Genomic DNA, 18,878 nt, shown 5'->3' with positions numbered 1-18,878 from the left:
GACAACACTTAGTAAAATATTGATCTGAGCATTTTATTTAAAGTCAGATCAATTTTATACTAACTTAAACATTTAACTTTTGTTGTTTAATGTGTTGTTATTAGCTGTCGCAATAAAAATGGAAATAAGAACAATGAGCCGAAAGGTCAACATCTCGGTAGATAACTTGCCCGATACACTTAGGGGCCAAATCCACGGGGTGGAAAGTGCAATCGATAATGAAAGTTTAGCGCTATTTACAGACAATAAAGATGTGCGAATTTCAATCGAAAATGCAGCTCATGGTCTACGTGCTTATTCAAACACGTTTAACCATTATGATTTATGGGGACGCTTTGTTCGTTCAGGTCATAAAAAATTGCCTTTGGAAGAAGCTCCTAAAAAAACAATCATAACGCGAAGAATATCAGAAAAAGTAGATGGTATTTTATATGATGGTGAAATAAAAATAACACCTGCAGTAGTAAGTACCCGAAAAGATGGTGAAGACGTTGAATACTTAGTTTGGCCATCAGATAGAGAAGAAAAAGTAGAGCGCGCGCTTATTCGTTTAGCCTCTAAAGGCAAAATAGTAAAAATTAATTTTAAGTCCGGTATTCAATATGCCGTGGTTTTTTCTATGAACGAATTAGCTCAAGAACTAAAAGCAGTAGGGCAGTCAATGCCTTACCCAGCAATTAAAGAATCGCTTGAAGCTCTTCAAGGTTCTAAGCTTTCTTTTAAATATTCTGCAACGGACACTAAAAATTCTGATATTGATGACTCGTTTTATGAGTCAAATATGAATTTTCTATCATCATTACATTTTAGTGGTAAAAAAGGTCAAGGTGGCAATGTTAAGTGCGTAGCATGTTTAAATGCTTTTGTGCATAATATGATCGATAACCTTGAATACAAAGGATATTACTTTAATAGTGCGCAAGAATTAAAACGCGGATTGTCGCGTTGGATGATGCTACGTTTGTATCATCTTTGGCGTTATGCGGCACCAGGTAAAACATATCACTTTAGATTACTTTCTATAATGGAAAAATATGGTTCGATATATTCAACCGACAATATTACAGAAAATAAGCTAAAAGCTTTACGTCGTGATATGACTACAACAATGAAAGATCTAATTGAGAAAGGTGCTATCTCAGAATACAGCATAACAAACGTAAAAGATGATAAAACCGGTAATATTATTGATTACACTTATGAGATGCATCCATCTGATCAGTTTTGCGATGAAATACTCACATTGAATAAGCATAACAAGCGTATTGAAATTCAAGGTGGTAAACGCATTGTAGAAAATGCAGTATTAATTGATGAAGATAAATTAGATGAGATTGTAAAGAAGTAATACACACTCTATTTTAAATTAATTAAGCACTAAACCAAAAAGACCACATATTGTGGTCTTTTTAACATAATTACTTATCAACTTGTTCTAAGTAAAGCCTATCAACTAAAAAATCATAATCTCGTTTTCGTGGATGACTTAACGGTTTTTCGTAGTTAGGCAATATACCTAGTTTTACATCGGGTTCTGGGTTAATCAGAATAAATGGTAAAGCTGCACTAACATGATACCTATTTTGAGCTGTGTATCTGACGTTTACTTGCGGACTTACGCGAGTAGGGCGCCTAATTCTTAATTTTTCTTTTTCGGCTAAACTCGATACCCGTAATTGTTCTTGTGCTACAAGTGTTTGCCACTTTTGTTGATCTATCATTCTAGGATTTCGATAACCTGCCGATTTTTCTAACATTTCCAATGCCATTTTTTTTGTCAGTGTTTTAGTTGCATGTTTATGCATCCATGTGAATCTAACTGAAAATGGGGATTCACTCTCGCTATGGATTTTCCGATATGCGGCAAGGGTTATTAAATTTGGTATTGCATTATGAACAGCTTCAAATCTGGCATCGTTGTTATCTATGGCTAAAATACACTCTTTAAATGCTGCTTTAGCTTTATTTACTTGGGCTATGCGGTTATTTAGAGCTTGTTTATCTGCATTTTTAATAACTAATATACCAGGGTGTCTTTTTAAAACACGGCTACTTAGTCCTGATTTAGTATAGATATCTGAGAAAGAATTAAGTATAGATTTTTGAGCTAGCTCACCAGATATTTTTGAAACTGATATAGTTTCGGGAACTTTTTTTTCATCTAAGCTACTTACATCAGGTAACTGATAATATTCGGCTTTGGAGAATTCACATTCTTTTAGTTCTTCAATTAACCTTATGGTTAATTCGTTCATTAAATCAAACTGACTTCTAATTTGTACTTTGGTTACCATTACAATCCTAAAGAACACATCTTACAGATCTAATTATAATCCACGCGCTTTGCTTTGGCTATCCTAATATGAATATTTACTCAGGGCTAAGTTAGTACTATAACTAATTTAAGTATGATGTGTTCTTTGTATGTGTGAAATGAACTAAAGTCTGAAATATCAATATACTGATCTAGAAAAGTCCGATAATTAATTAGTAGCTAAAGGAGATTGTTTACCTTTACTAAACAACACATTGAATATACGAATGACCATATCGGAGAGTATTTGCGATTGAAATAGAGTAGAGAATACTAATATAATATATAGGTGTTACGTTTTAAGTAGAGAGGAAGCAACTTCATTATCATGTTGTATATTTATGCCTACCCAATCAAAGTATGAATATTTTTAGAGTTATGTGATTAAATATACACAAAGTAAATTGATTAAAGTAACTAACAACTAAAGCTTATTTTACATCAGTCATACTAACTTTAATTGGCTAATGTAAAGCAAGCCAATGCATTCAACTGATGCCCATAGCCTCTTTTACTGCAGGGAACTGGTAAACTGTGAGTGATGTATACAGAACTATTTATAGAGCGAGATCAGCACTTTGAGGAACCACCAGATAAAGTATAAATACCTCTTGTACAAACGCCGCAGCTAATTAAGTTAACTTACTCCAAAAAGGTCTACTGTTAAAATAATGCCATCATTTTTAACAGTATTTACCAAATTCAATTTTGCATATTGAAACTGAAATAGGAGGTAACCCTGTTTATAAACAATTTATCGGCGCTGACAGTAGTCCACAATATTTCTATTTATATGCGCCATAGCACAAATTTTTAATAGCACATAGCCCTTGCTTACTTTTACTTACAAACCACTGTAAAGTTAAGATTACATTGGCCTTAATTAATGTATGATGTGTTCTTAAGTAAAGCATGTATAATCTAGCCTTGTAGATAGATAGTCTTTAACGCTTCAAAACTATAAGTAAGTACCCCTAACTCACTGTATTTAAATATTTTGTAATTTTATAAGTTGCAGTTAATCGTATGTAAAACGAACATCTTACTTTCATAGTTTTACACTTATACTTATCTCATAACTAAATAATTAGTAAATAGTGAATTTAGTCCTTGAACAAAGGGGGCTCCATACGTTAATTTCTTTATATCAGGTAAAGTAGGAATGAGGAAAGAACATGAAATCGTGGAACCCAAATAGCTGGAGAGAGCTGCCAATACTGCAGCAACCACAATACCCAGATCAAGACATACTAAAATCAGTAGAAAGCCAATTAAAGACAGCTCCGCCTTTAGTTTTTGCTGAAGAAACAAGAAGCTTATTTAAACAACTTGAAGATGTATGTGAGGGTCGCGCATTCTTACTTCAAGGTGGTGACTGTGCCGAATCATTTAGTGATTTTAATGCTGCTAATATTCGCGATACATTTAAAACAATTTTGCAAATGGCAGTTGTACTAACCTACGGTGGCAAATGCCCAGTAGTTAAAATTGCACGTATGGCAGGTCAGTATGCTAAACCTCGCTCGGCAGACTTAGAAACAATTAATGGTGTTTCTTTACCATCATACCGTGGCGACATCATCAATAACATTGAGTTTACTGAAGAAGCGCGTATACCAGATCCACAACGTTTAATGACCGCATATCATCAAAGTGCAGCTACGCTAAATTTACTACGTGCATTTGCACAAGGTGGTCTTGCCGATCTTCACCAAGTTAATCGTTGGAATATGGGCTTTGTTGCAGCCAATCCACTTAAAGAAAAATACCAACAACTTGCTGATAAAATTCAAGACGCCTTAGAATTTATGGAAGTGTGTGGAATAAATTCTACAATTGCACCAAGCTTAAAAGAAACCGATTTATATACCTCTCACGAAGCCTTATTACTTGGCTACGAAGAAGCACTAACTCGTCGTGATCACTTATCTGGTGATTGGTACGATTGTTCTGCCCATTTTGTATGGATTGGTGAGCGTACACGCCAGTTAGACCATGCACATATTGAGTTTTTCAAAGGTATTAAAAACCCAATTGGTGTAAAAGTGGGTCCAGGTATGGAACCTGACGATTTAATTCGTTTAATTGACGCGCTAAACCCAGATAACATTCCTGGTCGTTTAACGTTAATTACACGTATGGGTGCAGATGTGCTGCCAGAAAAGCTTCCAGCACTCGTTCGTAAAGTTCAACAAGAAGGTCGTAAGGTAATTTGGAGCTCGGATCCAATGCACGGCAATACTGAAAAAGCGACATCAGGTTACAAAACGCGTAACTTCGATAACATTATGCGCGAAATCAGTCAGTTTTTCGCAGTACACAAAGCAGAAGGCTCTTACGCCGGTGGTGTTCACCTTGAAATGACAGGTCAACACGTAACTGAATGTACTGGTGGTGCTTATGGATTATCTGACGATGACTTAGCACAGCGTTACAAAACGCAGTGTGACCCACGTCTTAATGCAGACCAAGTATTAGAACTAGGATTTTTAGTTGCTGATTTACTAAAAAACGCACGTAAATAGTATTTAAAACATTAAAAAAGCCGTTTAATTACGGCTTTTTTGTTTTAGATTAAATGAGCAGTTTATACAAATCACATTAAATTAATGAGTTATTAAAACAACAATAAAATATCACTTTAACAAGACTGTTTTCGGCAATTACTCCCTGCATTGCTCTATCTTCTGCATACATCGAGTTGTATATAAATAATTTTTAACACGCTTAATGAGTTATTTAATTCAATAATCATGTTCCAATAAAGCTTTTATCAATACTTACGGCGCTCTAAATCGGCCTCAATCATTATTTTTGCAGATATTTCTTCAACCGAATGGTGAGTAGAGTTAAAACATGCAATTTTATGGCGTTTATAAAGCATTTCAACTTCACGCACCTCAATACGACATTGCTTTATAGAAGCATATTTAGAGTTAGCCATACGCCTGTGTCTAATGGCAGCTAACCTTTCTGGGTCAATTGTTAAACCAAATAATTTATGCTTATAAGGCACTAAACATTTTGGCAATCCTTCATTATCCAAATCGTCTTCAGTAATAGGGTAGTTAGCAGCTTTAATCCCGTACTGCAGTGCTAAATATAAGCTTGTTGGTGTTTTACCACTTCGGCTAACACCTATTAAAATAATATCAGCTTCGGAAAAATTCTTAATATTTCCGCCATCATCGTTCATAAGTGCATAGTTAACTGCATCAATTCTAAAGTCATAGCTTTTTTCGTGAATAGAATGCGTACGGTGCATTTTTGGAACAGGTGCTACATCTAACTCTTTTTGAATTTTTTCGCTGTATGTTGTTAAAAAATCATATGTAACCGCATCAGCCGAATTAATAATTTCACTCAAATTGTGATTAACAAAAGTAAAAAATACAAAAGGCTTTTCTCCTGTTCTCGCAGCAGTAGCATTAATTAATGCTTTAACTTCTTGTGCTTTTTCTTCGGTTTCTACAAAAGGAATCGTTTTATGATTAAAATCAATAGGGAACAACGACAATGTTGCATGACCAAATACCTCTGAAGTAATAGCCGTTCCATCTGATATATAAAAAGCAGTTCTCATAATTAACCTTTTTATTTTATTTAAATCCCTAAAATGGGTTTCTCACGGTTTACGTGAGGACTGTTGCCAGTGTAGAATGATGGTGACCTTTATAAAAGGTTTTCTTTCTTAACTCTCACAGTTAGACCTACAATTTGTTTTTTTTGGAGAAAGATCCGTGCAAGAATACGTTCTCTGGTATCAAGAGCTTGGTATGCAAGATGTTCCTCGAGTTGGCGGCAAAAACGCTTCACTTGGCGAAATGATTTCAAACCTAGCAAACGCTGGTGTGCAAGTACCGGGTGGTTTCGCAACTACCGCAGATGCTTTTAATGAGTTTTTAGATCAATCAGGACTCACAGCAAAAATTCACAACATTTTAGATACACTCGATGTTGATGATGTAAATACACTCGCTAAAGTCGGTGCCGATATCCGCCAATGGATAATCGACACACCATTCCAACCAAACTTAGACCAAGCCATTCGCGACGCATATAGCCAACTCCACGGCGATACAACAGCAGATGTTTCATTTGCAGTGCGTTCATCAGCTACCGCTGAAGACATGCCTGATGCATCATTTGCAGGTCAGCAAGAAACTTTCCTTAACGTAGTTGGTATTGACTCAGTAATGGTCGCTATTAAACACGTATTTGCTTCATTATTTAATGACCGTGCAATTTCTTATCGTGTTCACCAAGGTTACGATCACCGTGGTGTGGCGTTATCGGCTGGTATTCAGCGCATGGTACGTTCAGATAAATCAGCATCTGGCGTAATGTTTAGTATTGATACAGAGTCTGGTTTTGAAGACGTTGTATTTATTACATCAAGCTACGGCTTAGGTGAAATGGTTGTACAGGGCGCAGTTAACCCTGATGAGTTTTATGTTCATAAACCAACACTCCTTAAAAATAAACCTTCAGTAGTACGTCGTAATATTGGCTCTAAAGCCATTCAAATGATTTACTCAGAAGATAAAGCGCACGGTAAGCAAGTAGACATCGTTGATGTTGCCCCTGAGCTTTCAAATAAATTTTCGATTACAGATGAAGAAGTGCAAGAACTTGCCAAGCAAGCTGTAATCATCGAAAAACATTACGGTCGTCCTATGGACATCGAATGGGCAAAAGACGGTAACGACGGCAAACTATATATAGTTCAAGCACGTCCAGAAACTGTTCGCTCAAACGAAGACTCTAACGTAATGGAGCGCTTTCAATTAAACGGTACAAGCAACGTTGTTGTTGAAGGCCGTGCAATTGGTCATAAAATTGGTAGCGGTGTTGTTCGTGTTCTTGATTCAATCAAAGAAATGGATCAGGTACAAGTAGGCGACATTTTAGTTACCGATATGACCGACCCTGATTGGGAACCAATCATGAAACGTGCTGCAGCGATTGTTACAAATCGTGGTGGACGTACGTGTCACGCGGCAATCATTGCACGTGAACTTGGTATTCCGGCTGTTGTAGGTTGTGGTAACGCAACTGATTTAATTAAAGCGGGACAAGAAGTAACTGTATCGTGCGCCGAAGGCGATACCGGCTTTATTTACGAAGGTATTTTAGATTTTGAAATACTAACGTCACGCGTTGATAAAATGCCAGAACTACCAATGAAAGTTATGATGAACGTGGGTAACCCCGATCGTGCATTTGACTTTGCACGCTTACCGCATGCAGGTGTTGGCCTTGCGCGAGTTGAATTTATAATCAACCGTATGATTGGCGTTCATCCTAAAGCGTTATTAAATTTTGATGCTCAAACAGATGCATTAAAAGCAGAAATTACTGACATGATTGCCGGTTACGAATCACCAGTAGAGTTTTACATAACAAAACTGGTTGAAGGTATTTCTACTCTAGGGTGTGCATTTGCACCAGAGCGTGTAATTGTTCGTATGTCTGATTTTAAATCAAACGAATACGCAAACCTAGTTGGCGGTCAGCAATACGAGCCAGAAGAAGAAAACCCAATGATTGGTTTTCGTGGTGCAGCCCGTTATATCTCTGAAGACTTCCGCGATTGTTTTGCACTAGAATGTGAAGCTATAAAACGCGTAAGAAACGACATGGATATGGCTAATATCGAAATCATGATCCCATTCGTACGTACCCTTGAAGAAGGTAAACGCGTAATTGAATTACTAGAAGAGCATGGCCTTAAACGCGGCGATAATGGTCTTAAAGTAATTATGATGTGTGAGCTGCCTTCAAATGCATTACTTGCTGATGAATTTTTAGAAATGTTTGATGGTTTTTCTATCGGCTCTAACGATTTAACGCAGTTAACGCTTGGTCTTGACCGAGACTCAGGTTTAATCGCACATTTATTTGATGAGCGTAATCCTGCAATTAAAAAGCTACTTTCTATGGCTATTAAAACAGCCAAAGAAAAAGGTAAATATGTAGGTATTTGTGGTCAAGGTCCTTCAGATCATGAAGACTTTGCAGCATGGTTAGTAGAGCAGGGAATTGACTCTGTTTCGTTAAACCCAGATACAGTAATAGAAACATGGTTGTACCTAGCTAAAAAATTAGCAAAGTAACAAATATGTAAGCTATAAAAAATGCCAGCAATTTATTGCTGGCATTTTTTTATGCTCAATTAAAAGTAAATTAACGGGCTAATTTTTTATCTAAATAAGCACATGATTTAGTTAACGCCTTTTGACAAAGTGATAAATAAAGTCGCGCTTTAGGGTAGTAAAACGAAAAACACAATAAACCCGCCATAAAAAATATAAGTGAAGGGCCAGGTACAATCGCAAAAAATAATCCTAGCAAAATAAATAACACGCCACTGATCTGTAATAGTAATTTTTTCATATAACGCACCTCATTACTCGTTAGTATGAGTATAATTTAAGCTGCATTAAAATCGACTAAAAGAGTGTTACAAACTGTAAAATCTTCAATTTCTATTCGCCATCACCATGATATAATTAGGCAAATGCCCTAAAATATCGCCGTCATGATAGCAACAATTACACAGCAAGATGCCGCGACAGAACTTGTCGCTAACTACCTAAATACTATTGCAAACCAAGGTTTTAGCGGAGATACCGACGCAAGTTATGCGACGCGTATTACTGCTTCAACCGATAACAGTGTGTACCAACAAATACCGCAAGGTGTTATTTTTCCAAAAAATGAAAAAGATATTCAGCTCGCACTGCAAACTGCATCTCGCGACCCGTTTTTATCATTAACTTTTGGTCCTCGTGGCGGTGGAACAGGCACTAACGGTCAATCGTTAACGCCTGGTATTGTTGTAGATTTGTCTCGCTATATGCGCGAAATCCTCGAAATAAATGTAAAAGAAGGCTGGGTACGTGTTCAAACCGGCGTAATAAAAGATCAGCTTAATGATTTTTTAAAGCCTTATGGGTTTTTCTTCTCACCCGATTTATCTACCAGTAACAGGGCAACTATTGGTGGCATGATAAGTACTGACGCATCGGGGCAAGGCTCGTTAGTTTATGGTAAAACAAGCAATCATGTTTTAGGGCTAACAACTTATTTAGTTGATGGCACACCTATGTGTACCTCCCCAATAGACATCGACAAAGCGCAAATTATAGCTAATCAAGACTCATTAATTGGTAGTTTATATAAAACAGTTTTAGATATTTCAGTTAATGAACGTGATGCTATTTTAGCTAAGTTTCCTCGGTTAAATCGTTTTTTAACCGGCTACGACCTAGAGCACGTGCTAAGTGATGACTTACTTACTTTTGATATGAGCCGCTTAATAACTGGCTCAGAAGGGTCATTAGGTATAGTAACTGAAGCTAAATTAAACCTAACGCCTATTGCCGAATTTAAAACACTTATTAATATTAAGTATGATAGTTTTGATTCCGCACTTCGTCATTCACCATTTTTAGTCGATGCACGCGCAACATCGGTAGAAACCGTTGATAGCAAAGTTTTAAACTTAGCGCGTGAAGATATCATTTGGAATTTAGTATCGGACTTAATAACCGACGTGCCAAATAAAGATATGCAAGGCCTTAACATGGTCGAGTTTAATGCAGTATCAAACGATGAAATAAAAGACAAAGTAGACACGCTTTGTAAGCTTCTAGACGAATGCGTAGCAAATCAAACTAATGGCGTTATTGGTTATCAGTTAACCAGTGATAAAAGCGATATACTAAAAATTTACGCAATGCGTAAAAAGTCAGTGGGTTTATTAGGTAATGTAAAAGGCAGTCAAAAACCACTCGCCTTTGCAGAAGACACCGCTGTACCGCCTGAAAACTTAGCAGATTATATTGTCGAATTTAGAGCATTACTCGACAGCCATAATTTACAGTATGGTATGTTTGGTCATGTTGATGCGGGCGTTTTACATGTGCGACCGGCACTTGATATGTGCGACCCAGAACAAGAAAAACTACTGCGAACTATTTCAGATCAGGTCGTAAAACTAACCGCTAAGTACGGTGGTTTAATGTGGGGCGAACACGGTAAAGGTTACCGTAGTGAATATAGCCCTGAGTTTTTTGGTGAGCATTTATATACGCAACTTCGAAAAATAAAAACAGCTTTCGATCCTAATAATCGTATCAACCCTGGTAAAATATGCACTCCTATTGATAGTGAAGACTCACTAGTTAGTGTGGATGGACAAAAGAGAGCGCACTTCGATAAGCAAATATCAATAGAAGTTAAAACCAGTTTTAACAACGCAATGACCTGTAATGGTAATGGCATATGCTTTAATTACGATGAAAACTCGCCAATGTGCCCATCGTATAAAGTGACCGGCGACCGACGAAACTCACCAAAAGGTCGCGCAAGTTTAATGCGTGAATGGCTGCGACTACAAGAGTCAAAAGATATAGATTTACTCGAAGTAGAAAAGCAACTGAACAAAGGTGAAGTAATTACCTGGTGGGAACGTTTTGTTCATAGCCGCGAAAAACGAAAAGGTATTTACGATTTTTCTCACGAAGTAAAAGCGTCAATGGATGAATGTTTAGCGTGTAAGGCATGTACAACTGCATGCCCAATTAAAGTTGATGTACCCACTTTTCGTTCGCGCTTTTTAAATTATTATCATAGTTACTATGCACGCCCGCTAAAAGATTACCTTGTTGGCAATATAGAAAACAGCGCGCCATTAATGGCAAAGTTCGCTAAAGTTATAAATCCAATTGTTAAAACATCATTAGTAAGCAATGTTATTAAAAAAACAGTTGGTTATGTTGATACACCACAGTTAAGTATTCCTGCACTTTCAAAACGTATTACTAAAGCACAAAAATTCGATTTTGATTTACTAAATAAATTAAACGCAGAACAACAAAGTGACTATGTATTAATAGTACAAGACCCATTTACGAGTTTTTACGAAGCCGAATTAGTAGAAAGCTTTATTACTTTAATAACACAACTTGGCAAAAAACCAATGTTGTTACCTTTTAAACCAAATGGTAAACCGCAACACGTAAAAGGTTTTTTGCATGAATTTAAAGTTACAGCTAAAAATGCTGCTGAGTTTTTAAATAAATTAAATGATATAAATTCGCCGTTAGTCGGTTTAGATGCTTCACTCGTTATGTGTTATCGCGATGAATATAATACAATTTTAGAAAGTAACCGTGGTGAATTTAACGTGCAACTTGCGCATGAGTGGTTAGAAACACAATCGTTTAAATCACTAAGCGCAAATAAAAATACAGATACCGAATTTACATTACTGAGTCACTGTACTGAAACAACTGCACTGCCAAAAGCGGCAAATGTATGGCAAACAATTTTTAATGATATTGGTTTAACATTAAAAACAACAAATACAGGTTGCTGTGGAATGGCGGGGACTTATGGACACGAAGCACAAAATCAAGATAACTCACGTGCACTTTACGAAATGAGTTGGAAACCAATTGTTGATAAAAATAAACCAGAGCAACTTTTATCTACTGGATTTTCTTGTCGTAGCCAAGTAAAACGTTTTGAACAATTTAAACCAAAACACCCAATTGAACTACTAGCACAGGTTCTTAAATAACTTTATAAAATAAGAGTACTTAGATAAGTGCACTTAAATAAATATGTGAACTTAAATAAAAGTGCTTAAATTATTTTACCTAAATCACAATTCAATAAATTATTTATTAAATACAAAAAGGCGTAACGATTAACTTCATCAGTGATGAAAATAACCGTTACGCCTTTTTTAATGTATTATTTTAATTATCTAATTTAAATAACTGTTTTAAAAACTATTTTTTAACAAAACTATCTGCAATAGGTTTAGTGCTAATTCCATGTATGAATACACTAAATAAAATAGTCGTCATAGCTATCGTCGAAATTTGATATTTATTTTCTATTTGTGTGTCTATTACCATCAATGTAAAAACAATCGATGCTAATCCTCTTGGTCCAAACCACGCAAATGTAAAACGCTCTTTAATACTCAGTGCCGTAAACTGCAGTGACAACATAACTGGAATTATTCTAATTAATGTTGTACTTAATAAAGCGTAAATTATAATCTCAGTATTTAATTTAGGAATGACTAAGTAAGCGCAAACAAACCCGAACAAGCACCAAATCATAAGAGATGTAAAATCTGCAATATGCTCTGAGTCTTCAATTAATTCTGTTCTTACTTCTTCAGTCGAAAATTTATCAAATAATAAACCTGCAACAAATACCGCAATAAACCCACTACCATGAAAATATTGCGTAACAGAAAACACAGCCATAGCAAAACCAAGTAATAAAAATGGGCTTGTATTTTGTGCAAAGTAATGTCGTTTCATTGCAAAATTTAAACACGGTATAAAAATAACAATGCTTGTAATTGCTACTAATAAAGCAAGTCCAAGCTCTCGACCAAATACACTTAATGTTTGCGTTGCAGTAATAGCTGATTCAGGATTTTTTGCGAGTAATATAAATATCAAAAATACGGGTACGCATAAACCGTCGTTCAATCCACTTTCAGTATTTATTCCTTCGCGTATTTTTTCGGGCACCTTTGTACTTGCTAGTAATCCTTTACTCAATGCTGCATCGGTAGGTGTTAATATAATAGCAAGTAACGCCGCTTGAATAAGTGAAAGCTCAGCAAATAAAAATAACGCAACAGCAATACCAAGTAACAAAGTTAAGGGCAGGGCTACAAACAATAATAAACTTGGATACTGAAAACTATGTCTTAATACACTTAATTTTGATTTAGCTGCATCAGAAAATAAAAATATACTTAGCGTTAGTTCTATAAACGGCAATAGAAGATCTACACCTTCTTTTATTTTTTGCTCTTCATTGGGGAGTAACATTGCTAAACATATTCCGCCAACAACAAAAAACATTGGACCTGTTACTTCTGTTTTTTCTAGCTGGCGAAATGTTATAGAATAAATTAAAAATAGTCCGCCAATAAATGCTATTACTAAGTACTCCATTAAATTTTCCTTTTTAGCCCTGACTTTGCTCGCTCTTTAATATTTGTTTGAATATAAATTTGATCGGTAGTCGCAATTTTAGAATGACCTAAATCTTCTGATAAATGTTTAAGCGGTCTGGTTTGTGCGTCATGTGTAGCACCCGTATGACGAAGCCAGTGCGCAGTTGCTGCACCAAGTTGTTCAGCGTCATCTTTAAAACCATCATCAAGTAATGATTGTTGTGCAAAATCAAAACTTTGTTGAACTAAACGTCTAATTTGCCTTACAGTCATACCACCTTGACCACGTATTTTATGAACTAAAGGATCTGATTCATCAACACGGGGAAGGGCAGGTAAACCTCTATACACTCTATAACGCTTTAAATATTCAACGAAATCATCGCTTAACGTTACATCACGTAATTTATTTCCTTTACCCATAATACGTAAAAACCAAAATCCATCATTATCTTGCCAAAAATGAGACATAACTGGAGACCACTGTGGGCGTTCAGATAATTCTGATATTCGTAAATATAATCCTTTTAAACATGCGAGCGTAAATAAATTCCGCTCTAACTCTGGTTTTTGTTCGCACATATCACGCGTAACACCAAAAACATATTCCCATTGTATATCGCTTAATGTGTCTGGAATTTGAATTTGTGATTGTACGACTAAGTAAGGACTATTTTTTTTAACAACAGGGACAAAGTTAGCAAACGTTTTTTCTTCTAGTAAGGCAAACTTATAAAAAACATTTAATGCTGTAAACATAGACGATAATGTTTGTTGGCTTGCAATGGATTCTTTAAGCATAAAAGGGCGCCAACTTTTATTAAGTCGACGAATTCCTTGCTCATCTTTATAGCGCCATTGCACTGAAGTTGCTGTCCATGCTTTATCTGGTTCAACCATAAAATCTACGTAAGCTTCGATATCTTCGCGTTTTAAATTAAAAACTGATTTTTCTGCCACTAACCAAGACCATAAATGAAAGCGTTCAAGCTCATTTCGAAAACGACTATAGGTTGCTTCAGATTTTCGACCATAAACATATAAAAACTGATACAAGAATACCAGATCGGCTTTTGATTCAGTTACAGTCAAGCCGATTTCCTGTATAAAGGACGCAAGTTCTGGGTATTCTGAATTTAGAGTATCATCATCAAGATGAGCAATTTGATATCTTAATTGTTTTAACGTATCAACTAAAGCGACAAGCATAATATATAAATATTCAATTAAATAAGAGACTTACATTTTACTTGTAAAGTCCGATACTGTCTAGTATTGGACATAGTATAGCTTTATTATTTTAAATTTATGCCTATTAGTTGCTATGTTTTATTAAGGAAAAAATTATGAAAAAATTTATTATTTTAAGCGTATTAGCTTTAAGTGTTACATTGTCGGGCTGCGCTACAACTGGCAGTGCTTCACCAAGCGAAAAACGTTCACTTGTACAAAGTATGAAAGCAAACACATTAGATAAATTATACGCTGAAAAACCTGATGTTAAAAAACAAATTGCTAACTCGGCTGGTTATGCTGTATTCGATAACGCGAATGTAAATGTAGTGCTTGCTAGTTTTGGTGGTGGCTATGGTGTTATTAGAAATAACCTTACGGGTAAATCGACATACATGAATATGGGCGAAGCCGGTTTAGGGCTTGGTTTAGGCGTAAAAGATTTTAATGTTGTAATGGTTTTTCATAACCAAGCAGCACTAAATAGATTTATTGAAAACGGTTGGACATTTGGTGGCAATGCAGATGCTGCTGCTAAATATGGTGATAAAGGTGGCGCTGTAGTTGCCGAAGCTATTGCAGATCAAGTAACTGTATATTCTTTAACCGAAAATGGACTTGCATTGCAAGCCGTTTTAAAAGGAACTAAGTTTTGGGTCGATTCAGAGCTTAATTAGCCCCTAAATTACTCTCCTAAAAGCGAGCTGGTTTGTATAATCACGCTCGCTTTATTAAAACCAAGCCTATTTAACATAACGTAATTTATGGGCTATCTCTTATACCGCAAATGCGGGGTCACTACTGGACCAGTTAGACACGCAGCTGCAATAATGCCCGCAATACATGCAGCGCTAATCTTTTTTACAATATCCGACCATATTTTACTTTCTTCTTTAGTTTTTGATTTCTCAATTGCTAAGTTTAATAAAGCTTCTTTTTGGTCAGTTCCAACAATATTAGCCAAAAAAATACACTGATTAGCAGTTAAATGTCTCTCGCCTCGCTTAATTTGTGACAATGAACCCGACGTAACTCCATCCAAATCAGAAACAACTTGTTTGTCCTGTGAATAACCTTTGAATTCTTTGTATTTTTCAATGAGTTGGTAACTAAATGACATATATATCTCCTCTCTAAATCAATTATAGCGCACAAAAATTTAAAATATATTCTTGACGTTGCACAATGTTGTGCGCTACATTCTGAGCTATTGCACAAACTTGTGCACTATCTTTCTAAAGGACTCAGGAATTGAAATTCTACCTTCATTACATTTCAGGCATAGAAGAATACGCATTAGGTTTCAATAAAATTGAACACCCGCTTATGTATTCCTCACGTTCAGAAGCAATGGCATTTTGCATTGATTACTGTAACGGTGAAAACTTTGAAATTATTGATGTAGATGAAAGCAACTGGCAAGAACTTTTTGATTCAGGAGTATTTGATTATGAACCTGAATGCTAAAACCCCAGTAGAGCAAATAACAAAAATTGACTACTTAACTATCGTATTTACACCTGATGAAGTTGCCCGACTTCGTTTTAATGCAAGGTTAGCATTTGGTAATGGTGACTTTTCATCATACAAAGAAGCCTATAACGCTATGTTATGCGCTGATATTTTTGATGATAACTCTACAGATTTAGAAATCGATGTAAACGAAACCGTTGTTTTCAACTCTGATTATTACTGTAACGAATTATTTGATATTAACCTTTCAGGCTCTTCAAAGTATCGTCAATACAAATCAATTGATGAAATACCAGCCGATGAACGCAAACACTTTTTAAAAAATGTAGTAAGAAAAACAAAGCGTTATAAAACACTTACATCATTAATTGAAGGTGATATCTCTAAGTTTATGCACCTATTAAACACAGAAGTTGCAACCGCTGCTGACCGTTTAACCAGTGATACATTGAGCTGGTCTTACCGTGACAATTCAGGCGGCATGTTCACTTATGAAAAATCAGCAACGCTTTATCGTCACGATGTTAACTCTGGTGTTATTGCTTGGGGCGCTAACAATGGCGGTGTAATGATTTCATTTACAGGCACTGGTTGTGCTGGTTTAGATATCCCTAAATTACACGACATGCTAAAAAAAATACCTAACGTGAAAATTACTCGTTTAGATATTGCCTACGATGATTACGAAGGTAAAAGAAGCGTACTGGATTATTTTCAAAATTTAGAGGAAGGCGCTTTTTGTAAAACCAATCAAAAACCTAAGTGGTCTTTCATTCAAACAGGTGAGTTACAAAAAATAAGTACCGAAGAACAAGCTCTATGGAGAAAAAAACACGGCTGGCAAAAGCGTTATGACTGTGTAGCCAATGGCGGTAACACCCTTTACGTAGGAAGTCGTAAAAATGGAAAAATGTCGCGTATGTATGAAAAAGGTAAGCAAATGGAAAGTGAATCCCAGCCTAATTGGGTTCGTGCTGAGCTTGAGCTTCGCAGTGTTGACCGTGTTATCTCCTTGGATGCACTTCTCAATACCGATGCAGTATTTGCTGCTGCCTATCCCGCTTTTGCTTTTATTACTGCTGAACGTCTTGAAATCAGAACAACAAGCAGAAATAGACAGAATAACGGCGCTTTAATTGCCGAACGTTTAGAACGCTATTGTGTTCAGTCTTACGGAAAATACTTAAATTTTTTACGTCATATCAAGGAATTATCGGATACCGACATAATTAACCAATTAACAAAAGGCTTAAACCCTTGGGATATACCCAAATCTATTAATCAAGCCTGTATTACCCCACCCAACCAAATGGAGTTAACAACATGAAAGTAATTTTATTATCAGCGGCTATGGGTCGTGGTGTTTCTAGTAAATCAGGCGCTGCAAAACCTTACTCTTTTTCGTCTATCTCGTACTTAGTACCAGAGCAAGATTACATCCAAGGTGATCACAATATACAAAAATGTGGCTTTGAACCTAAGAGTGTAGAAATGACTGAAGACCAAACGCTTTACAACAAATTTAAACAAATTACAGATGATAACGGCATCTGTGAAGTTGATTTAGTTTTACAGCCAGACCCTAGAAATATGTCACGCAATATTGTTGCTGACGTTTCATTGGTTAAATAACAATGTCTCAATGCGTAGCTATTCAACCCGACCAAACTTTAAAAGTCGTTAGTGGCGCATGTGACTTTGTAATAATTACACAAGCTGAATTTGAACAATTTCAGCAAACAGGATTAGTAAATGTTCTTAATGAATTATTTGCTTTTGATGCAGCCACTTTTGGCTTAATTAATACGGCGGCTTTAGTCGCTTTTATAACTGCACATTGTATTGGACGTGTCGTTCGAACAATGGGCAAAACATAACAACATGGAAATAAAAATTATGAAAACTGTTAAAAATATCTTAGTTTCAAAACGCGCTAAAGCTGGTTTACTTTTAAGTTCAGTTATTGCATCTGGTTCTGCTTTTGCAGTTGACCATACTGCTGCAATCGAAGCCGCTGTTGCTGATGGTACTACCAACTATACAGCCATAATTACTGGCGTAATTGTTGTTGCTGCTGTTGGTTTTGCAATTGGTATGATTACTTCAAAACTACGTAACTAAAATGGTTACATCAATTGGTCTCGCTTCATTTCTGGTTTGGTGCTTTGTAGAAGGTTTCTCCAGTGGCGTAAGAACCAGTTAATAAATTGCGGTGTAAAAGCCGCTTTTTTTTAAGGACGCTAAAATGCGAATACTTTTATTTATGGCGCTTTTTAGCGTTTTTTCTGTTTTTTCAACTGAATATAATTTAAATGACCTTCACCCGCCCCTTGGTAAAGTGACTTACTGCGTACAAGCTGAAAATAATCCTTCATATAAAGCATGTTCCGATTTATCTGTTTCAGTTGCTGAATTTGCTTCTTGCGAACTTGCTATTTCTTCAAGAGTTTATGAGCCTAATTCTGGGGAACGTAATCATAGCTTTGAATGCTCTATAGAAAATCAATCTTTTAATTCTGGAAAACCATATCACCACTATAGTTATGAGCTTTACAATATATTTACTGACTCTTGGAGTGATAGATATAAAGATTACCCTGTCGTATATGCGCGACTTGAAGATATAATTTCTTATAGCTGCCCGCCTGTCGGTAAACCTGAGCATGTTTTTCCTTATCCAGATGAGGGCCATCCTTCAGGTTTTTTATGTGCAATTCCTTTAGATGAAGTAGATCCTGATTGTCCTTATCCTACTGAAAATGATGGTTACTCTTTTGGCGTTGGCGGTGGTTCTGGGACTGTTTGTTATCCAGCTGGCAATGGCAATCAATGCACTATACAAACCGATTCTAACGGCGG

16 protein-coding genes and 1 pseudogene are annotated in these 18,878 nt (G+C 36.1%); 11 read left to right on the top strand and 6 right to left on the bottom strand.

Annotated features, from left to right (window positions below):
• Positions 1-133: 133 nt before the first annotated feature.
• A complete protein-coding gene (locus tag L647_RS0117230) occupies positions 134-1,348 on the top strand; it encodes a hypothetical protein (protein WP_024612150.1) in 1,215 nt (404 codons plus the stop codon).
• Positions 1,349-1,418: 70 nt separating this feature from the next.
• Here the strand turns inward: L647_RS0117230 and L647_RS0117225 are convergent, their stop codons facing one another.
• Positions 1,419-2,294: a DNA replication terminus site-binding protein gene (locus L647_RS0117225; RefSeq protein ID WP_024612149.1), complete on the bottom strand. Its 876-nt coding sequence runs from the start codon at positions 2,292-2,294 to the stop codon at positions 1,419-1,421.
• A gap of 1,195 nt (positions 2,295-3,489) precedes the next feature.
• Between L647_RS0117225 and L647_RS0117215 the strand changes: the two genes are divergently transcribed.
• Positions 3,490-4,839 carry a 3-deoxy-7-phosphoheptulonate synthase class II gene (locus tag L647_RS0117215; protein WP_024612148.1) on the top strand — a complete coding sequence of 450 codons (1,350 nt, stop codon included), beginning with the start codon at positions 3,490-3,492 and terminating at the stop codon, positions 4,837-4,839.
• A 248-nt stretch (positions 4,840-5,087) separates the two neighbouring features.
• Here L647_RS0117215 and L647_RS0117210 read toward each other — a convergent pair whose 3' ends face one another.
• A complete protein-coding gene (locus L647_RS0117210; RefSeq protein WP_024612147.1) occupies positions 5,088-5,897 on the bottom strand; it encodes a pyruvate, water dikinase regulatory protein in 810 nt (269 codons plus the stop codon).
• Positions 5,898-6,054: 157 nt separating this feature from the next.
• Between L647_RS0117210 and ppsA the strand changes: the two genes are divergently transcribed.
• Positions 6,055-8,430: a phosphoenolpyruvate synthase gene (gene ppsA, locus L647_RS0117205; protein WP_024612146.1), complete on the top strand. Its 2,376-nt coding sequence runs from the start codon at positions 6,055-6,057 to the stop codon at positions 8,428-8,430.
• Positions 8,431-8,500: 70 nt separating this feature from the next.
• Here the strand turns inward: ppsA and L647_RS0117200 are convergent, their stop codons facing one another.
• Complete coding sequence (locus tag L647_RS0117200; RefSeq protein WP_024612145.1) at positions 8,501-8,710, bottom strand: hypothetical protein; 210 nt, start codon at positions 8,708-8,710, stop codon at positions 8,501-8,503.
• A gap of 145 nt (positions 8,711-8,855) precedes the next feature.
• On the opposite strand from L647_RS0117200, the gene L647_RS0117195 reads away from it, so the two are divergent.
• On the top strand, positions 8,856-11,903 hold the full coding sequence (locus tag L647_RS0117195) for an FAD-binding and (Fe-S)-binding domain-containing protein (RefSeq protein ID WP_024612144.1): 3,048 nt from the start codon (positions 8,856-8,858) through the stop codon (positions 11,901-11,903).
• Between the two features lie 214 nt (positions 11,904-12,117).
• Here L647_RS0117195 and L647_RS0117190 read toward each other — a convergent pair whose 3' ends face one another.
• Together L647_RS0117190 and L647_RS0117185 are read right to left on the bottom strand one after the other, a co-directional pair.
• Entirely contained in the window at positions 12,118-13,311 is a 1,194-nt protein-coding gene (locus L647_RS0117190) for a cation:proton antiporter (protein WP_024612143.1), read from the bottom strand.
• Positions 13,311-14,522, bottom strand: a complete 1,212-nt coding sequence (locus tag L647_RS0117185; protein ID WP_024612142.1) for a tyrosine-type recombinase/integrase — start codon at positions 14,520-14,522, stop codon at positions 13,311-13,313. The genes L647_RS0117190 and L647_RS0117185 overlap by 1 nt, the downstream gene beginning before the upstream one ends.
• Positions 14,523-14,659: 137 nt before the next feature.
• On the opposite strand from L647_RS0117185, the gene L647_RS0117180 reads away from it, so the two are divergent.
• A complete protein-coding gene (locus L647_RS0117180; protein WP_024612141.1) occupies positions 14,660-15,223 on the top strand; it encodes a YSC84-related protein in 564 nt (187 codons plus the stop codon).
• A gap of 92 nt (positions 15,224-15,315) precedes the next feature.
• On the opposite strand, the gene L647_RS0117175 is transcribed toward L647_RS0117180, so the two are convergent.
• Positions 15,316-15,666, bottom strand: a complete 351-nt coding sequence (locus tag L647_RS0117175) for a DUF3693 domain-containing protein (RefSeq protein WP_024612140.1) — start codon at positions 15,664-15,666, stop codon at positions 15,316-15,318.
• A gap of 131 nt (positions 15,667-15,797) precedes the next feature.
• Here L647_RS0117175 and L647_RS1000000125905 point away from each other — a divergent pair, with 131 nt between their 5' ends.
• The 6 genes and pseudogenes from L647_RS1000000125905 to L647_RS01000000124490 all read left to right on the top strand — a co-directional run.
• Positions 15,798-16,013 (top strand): hypothetical protein, encoded by a 216-nt coding sequence (locus L647_RS1000000125905; RefSeq protein ID WP_024612139.1) that lies wholly within the window; start codon positions 15,798-15,800, stop codon positions 16,011-16,013.
• Positions 15,997-17,346, top strand: coding sequence for a replication initiation factor domain-containing protein (locus tag L647_RS1000000125045; protein WP_024612138.1), 1,350 nt, complete (start codon positions 15,997-15,999; stop codon positions 17,344-17,346). Before L647_RS1000000125905 ends, L647_RS1000000125045 begins: the two co-directional genes overlap by 17 nt.
• A complete protein-coding gene (locus L647_RS0117160; protein WP_024612137.1) occupies positions 17,343-17,651 on the top strand; it encodes a hypothetical protein in 309 nt (102 codons plus the stop codon). The genes L647_RS1000000125045 and L647_RS0117160 overlap by 4 nt, the downstream gene beginning before the upstream one ends.
• Before the next feature lie 2 nt (positions 17,652-17,653).
• Entirely contained in the window at positions 17,654-17,896 is a 243-nt protein-coding gene (locus L647_RS0117155; protein ID WP_024612136.1) for a hypothetical protein, read from the top strand.
• Between the two features lie 19 nt (positions 17,897-17,915).
• On the top strand, positions 17,916-18,140 hold the full coding sequence (locus L647_RS0117150) for a hypothetical protein (RefSeq protein ID WP_024612135.1): 225 nt from the start codon (positions 17,916-17,918) through the stop codon (positions 18,138-18,140).
• Between the two features lie 124 nt (positions 18,141-18,264).
• Positions 18,265-18,878, top strand: a pseudogene (locus L647_RS01000000124490) (hypothetical protein); the annotation flags it as partial.

The sequence above is a fragment of the Pseudoalteromonas sp. TB64 genome, assembly GCF_000498095.1.
In the GTDB taxonomy this organism is placed as follows: domain Bacteria; phylum Pseudomonadota; class Gammaproteobacteria; order Enterobacterales; family Alteromonadaceae; genus Pseudoalteromonas.
This window is presented reverse-complemented; position numbering and strand designations above follow the sequence as displayed.

Coding starts and splice junctions, on each gene's coding strand:
- L647_RS0117230 (WP_024612150.1), top strand. CDS start 134: ATGAGCCGAAAGGTCAACATCTCGGTAGATAACTTGCCCGATACACTT.
- L647_RS0117225 (WP_024612149.1), bottom strand. CDS start 2,294: ATGGTAACCAAAGTACAAATTAGAAGTCAGTTTGATTTAATGAACGAA.
- L647_RS0117215 (WP_024612148.1), top strand. CDS start 3,490: ATGAAATCGTGGAACCCAAATAGCTGGAGAGAGCTGCCAATACTGCAG.
- L647_RS0117210 (WP_024612147.1), bottom strand. CDS start 5,897: ATGAGAACTGCTTTTTATATATCAGATGGAACGGCTATTACTTCAGAG.
- L647_RS0117200 (WP_024612145.1), bottom strand. CDS start 8,710: ATGAAAAAATTACTATTACAGATCAGTGGCGTGTTATTTATTTTGCTA.
- L647_RS0117195 (WP_024612144.1), top strand. CDS start 8,856: ATGATAGCAACAATTACACAGCAAGATGCCGCGACAGAACTTGTCGCT.
- L647_RS0117190 (WP_024612143.1), bottom strand. CDS start 13,311: ATGGAGTACTTAGTAATAGCATTTATTGGCGGACTATTTTTAATTTAT.
- L647_RS0117185 (WP_024612142.1), bottom strand. CDS start 14,522: ATGCTTGTCGCTTTAGTTGATACGTTAAAACAATTAAGATATCAAATT.
- L647_RS0117180 (WP_024612141.1), top strand. CDS start 14,660: ATGAAAAAATTTATTATTTTAAGCGTATTAGCTTTAAGTGTTACATTG.
- L647_RS0117175 (WP_024612140.1), bottom strand. CDS start 15,666: ATGTCATTTAGTTACCAACTCATTGAAAAATACAAAGAATTCAAAGGT.
- L647_RS1000000125045 (WP_024612138.1), top strand. CDS start 15,997: ATGAACCTGAATGCTAAAACCCCAGTAGAGCAAATAACAAAAATTGAC.
- L647_RS0117160 (WP_024612137.1), top strand. CDS start 17,343: ATGAAAGTAATTTTATTATCAGCGGCTATGGGTCGTGGTGTTTCTAGT.
- L647_RS0117155 (WP_024612136.1), top strand. CDS start 17,654: ATGTCTCAATGCGTAGCTATTCAACCCGACCAAACTTTAAAAGTCGTT.
- L647_RS0117150 (WP_024612135.1), top strand. CDS start 17,916: ATGAAAACTGTTAAAAATATCTTAGTTTCAAAACGCGCTAAAGCTGGT.